The organism is Bartonella sp. AP88HLJMH, from assembly GCF_042195605.1.
GTDB lineage: Bacteria > Pseudomonadota > Alphaproteobacteria > Rhizobiales > Rhizobiaceae > Bartonella.
The window spans coordinates 16,090-31,159 of the sequence record NZ_JBHIOR010000001.1 but is presented as its reverse complement, the minus strand read 5'-3'; the positions used below and the strand labels follow the sequence as shown (position 1 = coordinate 31,159).

General features: G+C 37.6%; 13 protein-coding genes. 8 read left to right on the top strand and 5 right to left on the bottom strand.

The genetic code is table 11. The features are described 5' to 3' along the window. From recF to gpsA, 7 genes are all read left to right on the top strand, one after another. Window positions 1–1,134: a DNA replication/repair protein RecF gene (gene recF, locus ACFIMA_RS00115; RefSeq protein WP_375611469.1), complete on the top strand. Its 1,134-nt coding sequence runs from the start codon at window positions 1–3 to the stop codon at window positions 1,132–1,134. 54 nt (window positions 1,135–1,188) lie between these two features. Next, window positions 1,189–1,641 carry a type II 3-dehydroquinate dehydratase gene (gene aroQ / locus ACFIMA_RS00110; RefSeq protein WP_375652407.1) on the top strand — a complete coding sequence of 151 codons (453 nt, stop codon included), beginning with the start codon at window positions 1,189–1,191 and terminating at the stop codon, window positions 1,639–1,641. Between the two features lie 130 nt (window positions 1,642–1,771). After that, window positions 1,772–2,743, top strand: a complete 972-nt coding sequence (gene cyoA, locus ACFIMA_RS00105) for a ubiquinol oxidase subunit II (RefSeq protein WP_375611432.1) — start codon at window positions 1,772–1,774, stop codon at window positions 2,741–2,743. Window positions 2,744–2,819: 76 nt separating this feature from the next. Continuing rightward, a complete protein-coding gene (gene cyoB, locus ACFIMA_RS00100) occupies window positions 2,820–4,838 on the top strand; it encodes a cytochrome o ubiquinol oxidase subunit I (protein WP_375611433.1) in 2,019 nt (672 codons plus the stop codon). Next, window positions 4,835–5,503 (top strand): cytochrome (ubi)quinol oxidase subunit III, encoded by a 669-nt coding sequence (locus ACFIMA_RS00095; RefSeq protein WP_375611434.1) that lies wholly within the window; start codon window positions 4,835–4,837, stop codon window positions 5,501–5,503. Before cyoB ends, ACFIMA_RS00095 begins: the two co-directional genes overlap by 4 nt. Next, window positions 5,503–6,471: a cytochrome o ubiquinol oxidase subunit IV gene (cyoD, locus tag ACFIMA_RS00090; protein WP_375693726.1), complete on the top strand. Its 969-nt coding sequence runs from the start codon at window positions 5,503–5,505 to the stop codon at window positions 6,469–6,471. Before ACFIMA_RS00095 ends, cyoD begins: the two co-directional genes overlap by 1 nt. A 232-nt stretch (window positions 6,472–6,703) precedes the next feature. Continuing rightward, window positions 6,704–7,711 carry an NAD(P)H-dependent glycerol-3-phosphate dehydrogenase gene (gene gpsA / locus ACFIMA_RS00085; RefSeq protein WP_375629261.1) on the top strand — a complete coding sequence of 336 codons (1,008 nt, stop codon included), beginning with the start codon at window positions 6,704–6,706 and terminating at the stop codon, window positions 7,709–7,711. A 1,940-nt stretch (window positions 7,712–9,651) separates the two neighbouring features. On the opposite strand, the gene fabI is transcribed toward gpsA, so the two are convergent. From fabI to fabA, 3 genes are read right to left on the bottom strand one after another with little or no spacing between them, the layout of a single operon-like run. Continuing rightward, the gene (fabI, locus tag ACFIMA_RS00080; RefSeq protein ID WP_375610038.1) at window positions 9,652–10,470 is read right to left on the bottom strand and encodes an enoyl-ACP reductase FabI; all 819 of its coding nucleotides are present in this window, start codon (window positions 10,468–10,470) and stop codon (window positions 9,652–9,654) included. Between the two features lie 48 nt (window positions 10,471–10,518). Further along, window positions 10,519–11,739 (bottom strand): beta-ketoacyl-ACP synthase I, encoded by a 1,221-nt coding sequence (gene fabB / locus ACFIMA_RS00075; protein WP_375628420.1) that lies wholly within the window; start codon window positions 11,737–11,739, stop codon window positions 10,519–10,521. A 57-nt stretch (window positions 11,740–11,796) separates the two neighbouring features. Beyond that, entirely contained in the window at window positions 11,797–12,306 is a 510-nt protein-coding gene (fabA, locus tag ACFIMA_RS00070; RefSeq protein WP_375612836.1) for a 3-hydroxyacyl-[acyl-carrier-protein] dehydratase FabA, read from the bottom strand. 232 nt (window positions 12,307–12,538) lie between these two features. Here fabA and irrA point away from each other — a divergent pair, with 232 nt between their 5' ends. Then, the gene (gene irrA / locus ACFIMA_RS00065) at window positions 12,539–13,051 is read left to right on the top strand and encodes an iron response transcriptional regulator IrrA (RefSeq protein ID WP_375612837.1); all 513 of its coding nucleotides are present in this window, start codon (window positions 12,539–12,541) and stop codon (window positions 13,049–13,051) included. A gap of 46 nt (window positions 13,052–13,097) precedes the next feature. Here the strand turns inward: irrA and ACFIMA_RS00060 are convergent, their stop codons facing one another. Continuing rightward, window positions 13,098–13,658 (bottom strand): SH3 domain-containing protein, encoded by a 561-nt coding sequence (locus ACFIMA_RS00060; protein WP_375652410.1) that lies wholly within the window; start codon window positions 13,656–13,658, stop codon window positions 13,098–13,100. Window positions 13,659–14,718: 1,060 nt separating this feature from the next. Continuing rightward, entirely contained in the window at window positions 14,719–14,952 is a 234-nt protein-coding gene (rpsU, locus tag ACFIMA_RS00055) for a 30S ribosomal protein S21 (protein WP_012754552.1), read from the bottom strand. Window positions 14,953–15,070 lie beyond the last annotated feature (118 nt).

The window sequence follows — 15,070 nt, the reverse complement described above, 5'->3', positions numbered from 1 at the left end:
ATGGCCAGTCATGTGCACAAAGTGGCAGTGAGGCAGCTGAAGCTTTTACGTTATCGCAATTATTCTTTTTTCAATATTCATTTTTCTGGTCAGCATGTGGTTTTTACTGGCCATAATGGTGCTGGTAAGACGAATCTTTTAGAGGCGTTATCTTTTCTTTCTCCTGGTCGTGGTTTGCGGCGTGCTGTTTATTCTGACGTTAGTTTTGTAGATGGTGGTGGTGGAGGATTTGTTGTATTTGCGCGTCTTGAATGCGCTCTTTATGGTGAAGTAAAGATTGGTACAGCTTTTGAGGTTAGCGATAACAGTCGAAAGGTCCATATTAATGGTGTGAATGAGTCGAGTGATTGCCTAACAGATTATTGTCATATTAGTGTCCTAACACCGTCTATGGATGGTCTTTTTACAGGTCCTTCACTTGAGCGCCGTAGTTTTTTGGACCGTATGGTTTTGGCGATTGATCCCTTGCATAGGCGCCGCATAGCCGATTATGATAGAGCTATGCGCGCACGTAATCGTTTGTTTTTAGATGGAAATGAAGATTGTGCTTGGTTTGATGCTTTAGAAAAGCAAATGGCAGAATTGGCGACAGCTATTTCTGCGGCGCGTGTTGATGTTATTCGTCTTTTAAATGACATGTTTACACAAATGCCCTCACAGATACCTTTTCCACGAGCTTTTTTGCAAATTGATGGTTTTTTAGAAACAGCTCTTAGTGAAATATCAGCAACTGAAGTTGAAGAACAATTTTGTGATCGATTGCGGCATAATCGCGCAATGGATCGTGCTGCTGGTCGGACGTTAGAAGGACCACATCGTGCAGATTTGCAGGTTTTTTATGCTGATAAAAATAGAGCAGCAACATCTTGTTCAACAGGTGAACAAAAAGCGCTGCTAACAGGTTTAGTTTTGTGTCATGCACGTCTAACAGGTATGATGTCGGAAAGATCTCCCATTCTTCTTCTTGATGAAATGGCTGCCCATCTTGATTCGCATCGACGTGCTGCTCTATTTGATATTCTTGATGATTTAGCTGTACAAACATTTATGACAGGAACAGATCGTCTTTTATTTGATGACTTAAAAGGACGCGCAGAATTCTTTGAGATTAAGGATGGAGCTTTATTGCCGTAAAAACATGCTAAATATTTTTTTAATAAGTGATAGGTCTGAAAGAAAAGGCTTGCTATGTCAGAGATAATAACGATTTTAAATGGTCCTAATTTAAATTTTCTAGGTCAACGTGAGCCAGAAATTTATGGAACTGAAACTCTAGAAGATATTGAAAAAAGATGCAGAGAATGGGCAAAAAAAAATGATATTATAATAAATTTTTATCAAAGTAACTATGAAGGGCAATTAGTGGCATGGATACAAGAAGCAATAGAGGCAAGTTCTGGATTGATCATTAACCCAGCGGCTTACAGTCATACATCTGTTGCACTTCTTGATGCCCTAAAAATGTTTTCAGGGCTGAAAGTAGAAGTTCATTTATCTCATATTTATCAGCGTGAAGCTTTTCGTCACCATTCTTATACATCTGCAGGTGTAGACGCTATCATAATTGGGTGTGGAGGTGATGGATATCGGTTTGCACTTGAGTATATTGCAAAACAATTAAGCAAAACAATTAAATTGTGATAGGTAAAGAGTAAGCGTTTAATAAGAGTAATATAGGCATTTAATTCTCTTGATAATTATTTTCAAATCTGTACAATGTGAGGTATATATTTATGACAGTTTTTAGTGCGTATGACGGGGGTAAATAGAGATGAAAAGCTTTGTTAGACAATTAGAAATGCTTGTGATTTTAGGGGGAGCACTGCTTTTGTCTGGTTGTAAAATTGATGTTATGCAGCCATCAGGTTATGTTGCACGTCAACAGCTCATTTTGATCGTTGTTTGTGTGGTGGTGATGCTTTGTATTGTTATCCCAGTTATGGTGAGTGTGGTATTTTTAGCTATAAAATATCGTGCATCGAATATGAAAGCGGACTATTCTCCTGATTGGGCACATTCAAATAAAATTGAAGCATTGATGTGGGGTATTCCAGTTGTAATTGTAATGGTTTTAGGTTCATTAACAGCTTATTATACCTATAAGCTTGAACCTACAAATCCTCTTCCAGTGGAAGTTGTAGGTGAAGGAAAGCCATTACAGATTGATGCTGTTGCTCTTGATTGGAAATGGCTTTTTATTTATCCTGAATACGGTGTTGCATCGATTAATGAGATTTATGCGCCTGAAGGACGTCAAGTTTTATTGCAATTGACGTCAGAGAATTCTGTCAATGCTTTTTGGGTTCCCAAATTGGGTACAGTTCTTTACGCTATGCCGCAGATGAATGCTAAGTTGCATTTGGTCGCTGAAGAGCAAGGAGTATTCAAAGGAGCCTCAGCAAATTATAGTGGTGATGGTTTTTCGGGTATGCGGTTTAAGTGGCATTCTGTGTCTTTGCAGGATTTTGAGGATTGGATTGTAAAAGCTCGGGCTAATGGTCGAGTACTTGATCGTTCATCTTATCGTCAACTTTCTATTGCGCCTCGTATGGGTGATATTGCTGCGAAGGAAAAAGATGCTGAAGTTCGTTATTTTGCACCTGTTGAGAAGCGGCTTTACTATCGTGTTGTTAATCGATGTGTCGATGAAAAGACGGTATGTAATGAAGATTTAATGAAACGTGCTGCTGCTCAGACGCTATGGGGTGCACTATGTTCAGTATTTGATCCTGATGTTATTTAACAGAGTCAATAAAGTAAAGAGCCCTTTTAACAAAGGTTTCTTTTAAACTTGAATTTCATTTGAAATGGGTTGAGAAATGTTTGGAAGACTTACAGATCCTACGGCAGGTGCTTTTCATGCGCTTGCACATGAACCGATCGTTTTGTATACATGTATTGCGATTGTTTTGGTTGGTTTAATTGCTGTTATTGCTCTAACAGTACTTGGGTGGTGGGGGATTCTATGGCGAAATTGGATTACAACGGTTGACCATAAACGCATAGGTATTATGTACATCGTTCTTGGAATTATTATGCTTGTTCGCGGTTTTGCGGACGCACTTATGATGCGAACGCATCAAGCTTTAGCTCTTGGGAGTGAAACAGCAGGTTATTTGCCCCCTGAGCATTTTGATCAAATTTTTTCGGCGCATGGTACGATCATGATTTTTTTCATGGCCACGCCTATTTTATTTGGTCTTTTTAATTATCTTATACCACTTCAAATTGGTGCGCGTGATGTTGCTTTTCCCTTTGCAAATAATCTAGGTTTTTGGATTACGGCTGCAGGGGCGATATTGATTAACATATCCCTAGGTGTTGGGAATTTTGGTCGTGGTGGTTGGTTGATGTATCCACCTTTTACAGAATTGCAAACGAGTCCAGATACAGGGGTAGATTATTATTTATGGTCACTTCAGCTTTCTGGTATTGCAACAACAATGGGATCAGTGAATTTTATTGCAACGATGATTAAAATGCGTGCTCCTGGAATGACAATGATGAGAATGCCTATTTTTTGTTGGAGTGCTTTTGTCAGCAATGTTCTTATTGTAGTCATTTATCCTGTTTTGGCTGTAGCATTTGCACTCTTGGCATGTGATCGTTATTTGAACATGAATTTCTTTACCAATGTTGGTGGCGGAAATCCGATGGTATGGATTAACTATGTTTGGGTTTTTGGTCATCCTGAGGTTTATGTTTTGGTTGTTCCTGCTTTTGGAATTGTTTCTGAAGTTGTATCAACTTTTTCTTCAAAACGCCTCTTTGGTTATACTTCAATGATATGGGCCATGTTGGTTATTTTGATTCTTTCGCTTCTTGTTTGGGGCCATCATTTCTTCACAATGGGTGGGGGTGAAGCTGTAAATACCTTCTTTAGTATTGCTACGATGATTATTGCAGTTCCAACCGGTGTAAAAGTTTTTAATTGGCTGCTTACGATGTATAGAGGTCGGATTCGCTTTGAGCCTCCTATGCTTTGGTGCATGGGTATGATCTTTACATTTGTTGGTGGCGGATTAACAGGTGTTTTATTATCTATTGTTCCTGCTGATTGGCAGTTTCATAATTCGCTCTTTTTGATAGCACATTTCCATCATACAATTATTGGAGGTGTGGTTTTTGCGTACTTAGCGGGGATTGCATTTTGGTTTCCAAAAGTTTTTGGTTATAAACCAAATCGCATACTAGGTATTACATCTTTTTGGTGTTGGTTTATTGGTTTTTACCTTGCCTTTTTCCCCGTTTATGCGCTTGGTTTAATGGGGGCGACGCGTCGTCTTCAGCATTACATGGAACCTAGTTGGCAGCCGATGTTTATTATTGCTGCATTGGGTGCTTGTATTATCTTACTTGGTATCCTTTGTTTTGTGCTACAGGTTGTTTTGGCGATTTGGTACGGTATTAAGCATAAAGGGCACTTACCGGTAACATTAAATGATTCTTGGGGTGATGCACGTACACTTGAATGGTTTACCTCTTCACCGCCTCCTTCTTATAATTTTGCCCTCCTTCCAAAGATACAGTCTGATGATGCTTATTGGAATATGAAGAAAAGTGGTTATCAACGGCCAACAAGTGGATTTACAAAAATTCATATGCCATCGAATACATCGGCTGGAATTATTGCTGGCTTCTTCTCATTAGTTGTTGGTTTTGCGCTTGTTTGGCATATTTGGTGGCTTGTTGCGGTTGGACTGGTTGGTTTTATTGCAACGCTTGTGTGTCATTCATTAACAGGTGATCATCATGGTTACTATATTCCAGCTGAAGAAGTGCAAAAAACTGAAGATGCCTTTACGGCTGTTCTTAAAGAACAAGGAGTGACAGTATGAGTGCTGTAACAATGAATAACGCGAGTACTATAGATGAACTTCACCACGATAGTAGCTCGGTAATGACGTTTGGTTTTTGGGTCTATATTCTTTCAGACTTAATCCTGTTTTCGACACTGTTTTCAAGTTTTGCTGTATTTTCTGCTTCTTATGGTGGTGGTAAAGCGGGCAGTGAGTTTATAGATTTAAAGTTTGTTTTGGTTGAGACTGCTTTCTTGTTGTTTTCATCCGTCACTTATGGCTTTGCAATGGTACAAGCACATAAAAATAACATCAGTGGTGTGCGTTTATGGATGGCTGTTACCTTTGTATTGGGGTGTTGCTTCATTGGTATGGAACTTTACGAATTTCATGAACTTTTGAGTGAGGTTTTTTATTTCGATCCAAATGCTTATGCGGGTATTGATCCTGCAACAGGTTTACAGCTTTTTGGACGGGAAATTCTCTCTGCTTATTGGTCAGCATTTTTTGCTTTGGTTGGCACTCATGGACTTCACGTAAGTGTTGGCCTTCTTTGGATGGTTGTGATGTTTTTTCATCTTCGTCGTAATGGCTTGGATCAGAACAATAAAACACGTTTAGCATGTCTTTCCATTTTTTGGCATTTACTTGATATTGTATGGATTGGTGTTTTCACCATGGTTTATCTATTAGGAGCGTTGTGATGAGCGTGCAAAATGAAACACATGGTCCCAGTACTGGTTCCTATTTGGTTGGTTTTATTCTGGCTGTATTTTTCACTTTGGGTTCTTTTATTCCTGTGATGTATGGAATGATGGAAAGTTGGGCAGTTAGTACAAAGGTTGCGTATCTTATTGGGATGGCGATTATTCAGATTATAGTACAAATTGTTTTCTTTTTGCACTTGAATTCTGGTCCAGACGCCAAGTGGAATTTAAGCGCGTTGTGGTTTGCTGCTATTTGCGTTTTTGTTATTATTGGGGGAACTTGGTGGGCTATTTCTCATTTGAATTATAATATGATGGGTGGTTCAGGACGTGTTATTGAACCGGAAATATCAAGTAGAGATGATTCTTCAGTGTCTGAGCAGTTATCAAACAAAGATATATCCGTAAGAAAACAGCCAGAAAAGATACAGGGCTCAGAGGTTTCGATGGAGCAAGGTGCAAGTACGCAAACTCCTGTAGATCAAGCACCTAGTTCAGAAATGCCTATGGGGCAGGGTCTAAGTACGCAAACTCCTGTAGATCAAGCACCTGGTTCAGAAATGCCTATGGGGCAGGGTCTAAGTACGCAAACTCCTGTAGATCAAGCACCTGGTTCAGAAATGCCTATGGGGCAGGGTCTAAGTACGCAAACTCCTGTAGATCAAGCACCTGGTTCAGAAATGCCTATGGGGCAGGGTCTAAGTACGCAAACTCCTGTAGATCAAGCACCTGGTTCAGAAATGCCCATGGGGCAGGGTCTAAGTACGCAAACTCCTGTAGATCAAGCACCTGGTTCAGAAATGCCTATGGGGCAGGGTCTAAGTACGCAAACTCCTGTAGATCAAGCACCTGTTTCAGAAATGCCTATGGGGCAGGGTCTAAGTACGCAAACTCCTGTAGATCAAGCACCTGGTTCAGAAATGCCCATGGAGCAAGGTCCAAATACGCAGTTTCCTGTGGAGTAGTTGTTAGAAATATCTACGGAGCTGATGCGGCATGTATCAGCTTCGTAGAAGAAATTTGTAGGATATAAAGCAGGAGATAAGTACAAGATATCAGTGGAATGAGTATCATTATTTTGAATATACTTTTAATTTAAAAGAGAAAGTCCGTGGGGTATTTAGTATAGCATTAAAATTATTTGTAATAATAATATGCAATTGAAATCAAAAATTTAGAGAATAATCAGAAAATTTAATGAAAACCGTTGCAATGACAGTTATAGGTGCTGGTTCTTTTGGTACTGCATTAGCGATAGCTCTTGCCCGTAATGGTCATAATGTTTTACTTTGGGGATATAGTCCTCAACATATCAAAGAATTACAGGAACAACGTTGTAATCAAGTATATTTACCCGATGTTCGATTTCCTGAAAATTTATTACTTGAAGCTTCCCTTGAAACTGCAATAACGGCAAGTCACAATATATTAATCGCTGTTCCAAGCCATGTATTTCATCAAGTTTTGTATAATATTCAGCCTTATTTAGATCAGCATTCACGCGTTATTTGGGCTACAAAAGGTTTAGAACATGGTACTGGACGTTTCTTACAAGAGGTTGCTCGTGAGATTTTAGGTGAAAAAATTCCTTTAGCTGTTTTTTCTGGACCAACTTTTGCGCAAGAACTAGCTATTGGTTGGCCTACTGCAATGACGATAGCAGCTTCTGATGTTGAGTTTGGTAAAGAATTGCAGCAACTTTTTCATTGTGACAAAAGTTTTAGAGTTTATAAAAGTTCAGATATGATTGGTGTTCAATTAGGGGGGGCAGTCAAAAATGTTATTGCTATTGGTGCAGGAATATCAGATGGCATAGGTTTTGGGGCAAATGCACGAATAGCTCTTATCACACGAGGACTAGCTGAAATCAGTCGTTTAGGGGGGGCTATGGGTGCTGAGCTTTCCACATTTATGGGAATGACAGGCTTAGGTGATCTGGTTTTGACATGTACTGATAATCAGTCGCGTAATCGCCGTTTTGGAATACTTCTTGGTAAAGGAATAGATATAAAAGAAGCAGAAAAACAAATTGGTCAGGTTGTGGAAGGATACTTAAATACCAAGGAAGTATATACGTTGGCGCAGCGTATTGGGGTAGAAATGCCCATTGTAGAACAAATTTATCAAATTCTCTATTGTGGTAAAAATATAACTGAAGCAGCAAACACATTACTAAGCCGCGCCCTCAAGGACGAAATTCAATGATATCCTGTTTTTTAATAATTCCAATCGTAAAAAATAGAAACATGTTATGATAGACATATAAAATAGATTTTATTGATGGTTGTATAAGGCGGTCATATTCCAGAAAATTATAGATTCATATCATTCGATTCTTTATGAAACATGGCTGAAATATAAAAGTTTTGGCTTTTGTCTCAGAGCTATCTCTTTGAAGATAAATTATCGTTTCCACTTACACATGTTTATGTAATGTAATGAACAAGATATTTTTATTGTCTCTTAAATTCATCTCACAATGATATTTGCAAACAGAATAGTACAAGACTCATTAGGTAGAAGCATCTTATTTATGTAACGTATAAGCTAAGAATATCGGGGCAGGGATATTGTGAATCTCTGTTTTTGTAATTCTTTAAAACAAGAAGACAATCTAATTTGGGAAGAAGATGAAATTTTAAAGCTGAAAATCTGTTCCCATTTCTACAATCATTTTTAAATTCAGTTTTACGCTATCTAAAGCAATATCTTTTAAATAATGGAGATTATCTCACACCTTTATTTTTCTCATTTTCTAATGAAAGCATTTCTCTGACGTGTCAGGTAAAATAGAACGTCCAAAAAAACACGATTGCTGTTATATATTCACGTGCTTGTTTTAAAGAGACCTCTCTTAAAACTCCTAAGTCCAATTTGCGACGGTGACCGTGAATAGTGTAACCGATAAAGCTATTGTGCACATCCCCATCTTTATGTTTATGAAGGAGGAAGACGAGCATCATTACACCCCCAAATGTTGTGAGACAGCTCTTGGCACTTGAAGCTGTTCAGTAGAGATATTTAAGCCTTTTATTTTCTCACATGTCAATTCTGTTTTTTATATGCAAGAAATGATTTTTGGAATTATAACTTTGAAAGTCTAAGATTGAAAAAATGTTATTGTACTTGTTTGTGGCTGTCATTTAAACTGAAAAATAATGTGATTATAAAGATAAAAAATTGATTTATATAAATGATTCATTTTATTTTTGTATTGAGTTAATTAAAAATATATGTTTGCTTGTCACAAGCGGGTTAGTATGTGGATAAAAATTATTAAAGATACTTCTAATGAATCATCTCAAGTGTCAAGGGTTGTTTCAATATTAGAACATGGCAAGTAAAATGACGGTGTCGGTTTGTCATCTGTATAAACATTAAAATGGTGGTAAAAAAAGGATTTTATGTACTTCACAAGGATTTTTTATACGTTCTACAGGTAGCATTGTGAAATGGAATGGCGTGCATTGAGAGATATCTTTAAAAAATGCATGAAGGAGCAACAGCTATAGTGTTTTTGGGTGTTCTATTTTACCTGACATATCAGAGAAACGCTTTCATTAAAGAACGAGAAAAATAAAGGTGTGAGGTAAAGAGTAATCTCCATTATTAAAAAAACATTGATGTAGATGCTTTTAAAATCGTAAAGTCTCATTAAAGAATAATAGTAAGATTAATGATTGATTTCTTTACGCCTTCATATTCATCCTAAATTAGATTGTATTTGCGTTTCAAGAATAAATCAAACGGTAGGAATATTTTTTTCAATTTGCTACACAAAAGCTGAAACTAAGGGTTTTAATAATTCTCTAATCTCTGTTTCAAACTGCGGTGGCATGAGGGTTGGATATTGATTTATAAGCAATGGCAAAAGCGTATGCTTTAGTAAGGTAAATAACGTCATAAAATACAAAATTTATCAACCATGGATTGAAGAAATATTCCGGCTTTTATAAAATATTTTGCGAAACAAGGCATCGTACATCTGATTTTGTATTGACTTATTCTTACAAACATTTGCACATATTCCTTACGTCATATTATTATAAGTCAATATACTATTATATAGCTGAGAAAGTACTCAATACCCGATTAAAGCACTATGTACATGATTGATTTTCTTTTTTAGTGCAATGAAATAAATTTTATTCTTCTTGGGAATCGTCACTTTTTTTCAGTTCTTCAAGTATTGGCATAGACATGATGTTATAGCCTGAATCAACATAATGGATTTCACCTGTAACACCTGATGATAAGTCAGAGAGTAGATAAAGAGCAGATTTTCCAATTTCATGAATATCTACGGTACGCCGTAATGGGGCATTACGGCGTTGATGTGAAAATATTGCCCGTGCAGCTGCAATACCATTACCTGCTAAAGTTCTAACAGGACCAGCGGAAATCGCATTGACACGAATATTTTGAGGACCAAAGTCCGCTGCTAAATAACGTACCATAGCTTCTAAAGCTGCTTTAGCAACACCCATGATGTTATAATTAGGCACAACTTGCTGTGAAGCACCATAGGTAAGAGTTAAAAGTGTTCCTCCATTGGGCATAAGCTTACCCGCGCGCTGGGCAATTTCAGTAAAGGAATAAGCTGAAATAACCATCGTGCGTTGAAAGTTTTCACGTGTTGTAACATCAACGTAACGCCCTTTTAGCTGAGTTTTATCTGAAAAACCAATGGCATGGACAATAAAATCAATTGTTTTCCATTCTTTTTCAAGTTGCTCAAAGACGTAATCAATATTTTCACTTTTTTCAACGTCACACTCTAGCACTAATTTGCAGCCAAGTTTATCTGCTAGGGGATGAACACGTTTTCCAAAAGCATTTCCTTGATAAGTCAACGCTAATTCCGCTCCTGCTTGTGCGAGCTGACAGGCAATGCCCCAAGCAATTGAATGGTCATTCGCAATTCCCATAATAAGGCCGCGTTTGCCCTCCATCAAACCTTTCATATTATTCTCCGTAAGACCGTACTTTTTTCAATTACTAAGAGCTTTTGTTTATACATAACGTTGGAAAACAAGCGTTGCATTGGTACCGCCAAAGCCAAAAGTATTCGACAATACGGTATTCAGTTGTTGATGATCACGTCGTTCACGAACGATTGGCATATCAGCAAAAGCTGGATCAAGTTCTTCAATATGGGCACTTTCACAAATAAAATTATGATTCATCATTAACAATGTATAGATTGCTTCGTGAACACCTGCTGCTCCCAAGGAATGTCCTGTTAGAGACTTGGTAGCGGAAATGGGGGGGCATTGATCACCTGCTCCAAAGACACGACGGATAGCTTCTATCTCAGGAGGATCACCAACAGGAGTTGCTGTCGCATGGGGATTGATATAATCAATTTTATTATCGACTGTTGCAAGGGCCATGCGCATGCATCGTTCTGCTCCCTCTCCTGATGGGGCAACCATATCATGTCCATCGGATGTCGCACCGTATCCAACGATTTCTCCGTAGATTTTTGCACCACGTGCTTTAGCAAGTTCTAAATCTTCAAGGACTAAAACGCCAGCACCTCCAGCAATGACAAAACCATCACGATTAACATCATAAGCACGTGAAGCTTTGTGAGGAATGTCATTATATCTGCTGGACATAGCGCCCATGGCATCGAATAAAACAGATAGTGTCCAATCCAAATCTTCGCAGCCACCGGCAAAGATGCGCTTCTGTTTACCATATTGTATCATTTCGTAAGCATTACCAATACAATGATTGGAGGTAGCACAAGCTGAAGAGATTGAATAATTGATCCCCTTTATTTTAAAGAAAGTTGCTAATGTTGCAGATGCTGTGGAACTCATCGCTTTAGGGACAACAAAAGGTCCAACACGTTTTGGACCTTTTTGGCGTGTAATGTCAGCAGCTTCTACGATTGAATGTGTTGAAGCACCTCCAGAACCCATAATAATACCCGTGTGTTCGTTCGATACTTCATGCGGTTCTAGACCCGCATCAGCAATTGCTTGATCCATGGCGATGTGATTCCATGCTGTTCCACGTCCATGAAAACGTAGAGCACGTCGATCTACGAGTTCTTCTATATTAATATCGGGCTTGCCATAAACTCTGCTACGAAAGCCTAATTCAGCATATTGAGGTGCGTAAGAAATTCCGGATTTTGCTTCACGTAAACTGGTTAAAACAGCTCCAGGGTTATTTCCAATTGCGGAGACAATTCCCATTCCGGTTACAACAACTCGACGCATTCATACCTCCTCGTTCCATACAGAATAGTGAAAAGTTCTTTCTGACGGAAATAACGTTCAATCTTCTTTGAATAAAGCAACGCGTAAATCGTTCGCTTTATAAATAGTCTCTCCATCTGCTTTTAGCCACCCATCAGCTATTCCTAAGACTAAATTTCCACGTCGAATACGCTTAAAATCTATTTCATATTCAAGAATTTTGGTTTGTGGAGTTACCATCCCTGATAACTTTACTTCACCTGTTGATATTGCTCTTCCTTTGCCTGGTTCGCCTAGCCAACCAAGAAAAAAACCTGTTAATTGCCACATACCATCCAGTCCGAGACATCCTGGCATGACGGGATCGCCTATAAAGTGACAATTAAAGAACCACATGTCTGGTGTAATGTCAAATTCGGCGCGAACCATTCCTTTATTGTATTTACCATCAGTTTCACTAATTTGAGTGATTCGATGAATCATTAACATTGGCGGTGCTGGCAATTGCGCATTACCTCTACCAAACATTTCGCCGCGAGCGCAGCTTAGAAGCTCTTCATAAGTGTAGCGAGACTTTTGTTCAGCCATTGTTACTCCATTTATTTGCATATATCTTTATTTCTGCGCTTTTCCCAACCTACTTTTAGAGCAAATTTTAAAGAGAGGGAAATGATTTTATATCATTTTTAATGACAAAAGCCTTTTTTTATGTATTCTACATAGGTAATTATTTAAAAATGGAATACAAGATTACACCATACTATTCCCATTTTTTTGTATTTTGATCTTATTTAGCAGGAATATATTTGGGTTTGTAATTATGTCAGTGAGTGCAGACAATTTAGATATGAATGAAGAGCAGCAGTTCACAAAAGAGTGTGGAAAAATTGTGCAATATTATTCCATTTCTATGTTAGAAAAACATTTGCGTCAAAATGGTCTGCGTCCAACACGTCAGCGGTTGGAGCTTGCACATATGATTTTTTCTCAAGGAAATCGTCATATTACTGCTGAAGAGCTCTATGAGGAAGCGGTGAGGGCAGGTGTACCTGTATCTTTAGCAACGGTTTATAATACGCTTCATCAATTTACGGAAGCGGGATTATTACGGATTATTGCCGTAGAAGGTTCAAAAACTTGGTTTGATACCAATACCTCTGATCACTACCATTTTTATATAGAAGGTGAAAATCGTATTCTTGATATTCCTTATAATTTGGAAGAAGCTCCCATTATTAGAAATTTGCCTAAGCCACCAGAAGGTATGGAAATTTCACATGTTGATTTAATCGTGCGATTGAAACCAAAAAATCAATCTTGTGATAGGCAGTGAGGATATTTAATGAGGAATAAAAATTAAACTTGTTGAGTTTGAGTATTCACCAACCTTTTACTTTTTCATCAGGATAGATTCCCCATAACTGGGGTTGCTGAAGCCATCCGCGCGTATTATTAATGTTTAGTTCGCACCATTGTCCATCACATTGGCGGATGTTACCAATGACGTTAGGTTCTACTTCCGCCACAAGTTCTGCGTTGTCGGTGGGGTTTTTTCGTAGCATCAGCCTTTTTGTTTTATCTTTTTGCCATGGAATAGTTATAGCAGTTCGCTTTCCCGATAAAAGCGATTGATACACCCATCCCTCATCGCCTTCTGCATCACGAATTTTGCGCCATTGATCATATTCTTGAATGATTTCAATAGGTAAGCCCTTCTTTTTGTAGGTGAAAATGATAGAATAGTTGCTTCCTGGTCCGACGCGTACATTAACGCTGGTGGGTTTAATCGAAGCAAATCGCGGAAGTGGTAAACCACTGGGCCCTAAATTTTGATTAAATGTTTGTGCATGCAACAAATGAGGTGAACCCAATACAATGACTGTTGCTATTAAGATACATGATATGAGTATTGAAACGCGAAACCAACGAGAATTTTGCACACCGAACTCCTTTATTTCGTCATATATTGGAAATTTAAAATCTGAAAGATAAGACTGGAAACTGATAAAAAGTATGACACATTGCTCGTTAAAGAGATCTAAACGATGAAAAAATTGCTACAAAAATATCAAAATAAGGAAAACAAAAGGTTTGTATTTCTTAGTGCTTATCTTGTTTATGAGGGGGTAGATATAAATAAACATTAGATTTTTATGTAGCTGTAAGCGTGATAAAACAGTAAAGTATATTGGAGCCATAGGCAGTTTTTGTACAGGAAATTAGGGCTAAAGTATTGCATCTCTTTTCTGAGTTTGTTTCTCAAAGTAAAAGTGCATGTATGCATACTATGAACAAAGAGCTGTTCAGAAAGGGATTATTGTGTGGCTTGAAAAGAAGTTTTGAATGAACAAAATAATACGATAAATAAAACATTTAAGCGTAAAAATATGAGCAACATTATAGAGTAGATTGATATATGAAGGGCTAATTTTAACAGGACACTTTTTCGTGATAATTCATTTATAAAATTTTCTACACTCTAATCTTATGCCATGATAATGCTTATCCGTATGGTAGATAAGCTGGCTCCATCGTTCTATTTACCAGCTTTCAATGTTATGCAGTTCCTATTATTTATAGTGTTTATAAGAAGCATTTTTGTTTTGTAATCAGACCTAGGATGATCGAAAGATGTAGAATATTTAATGACAAAAAAGAAATTCATCATGAAATTTGCACATAAGAAGCAGTTATTTAAGAGATATCCAGAAGGAGAAAATTATAGCAAAAAGTGATAATAAAACACCCCGCACTCAATTTACATAGGAAAAAGTCGCTTAAATATCTCAAGTGTAGTTTGTTATCTATTTTTAAAATATAAGAGTGAAATAAAAACCACCTCTATGATAGAAACCTTATTATTTTCAAATAACTAACATATTAGATAACATTGTACATAAAAACCTACACAAGCAATTCATCGCAATTGCCTATGAAGATAAAATTTTCTAGTAGCTTACTATCTATTGCTTATGCAATTATATAATATCATAAAGCACATTACTTTACCGCAACAGTCCGTCCGTTACTAACAAAACCTTCTCTTTGTGCACGCTTACGAGCAAGCTTACGTGTACGACGAATAGCCTCAGCTTTTTCACGAGCACGCTTCTCAGATGGCTTCTCATAATAACTACGCATTTTCATTTCACGGAAGATACCTTCACGCTGCATCTTTTTTTTCAACGCGCGGAGCGCTTGATCAACATTATTATCACGAACGAGTACTTGCACTATTTATCCTGCTTTTTTCAGTGTCACAAATAATAGGAAAACCTACGTCCTTTTAAAGGCATATCCAAAAGGACAAAAACTTATATCATATAAATAAGACATTTGTCTATATCGCTTT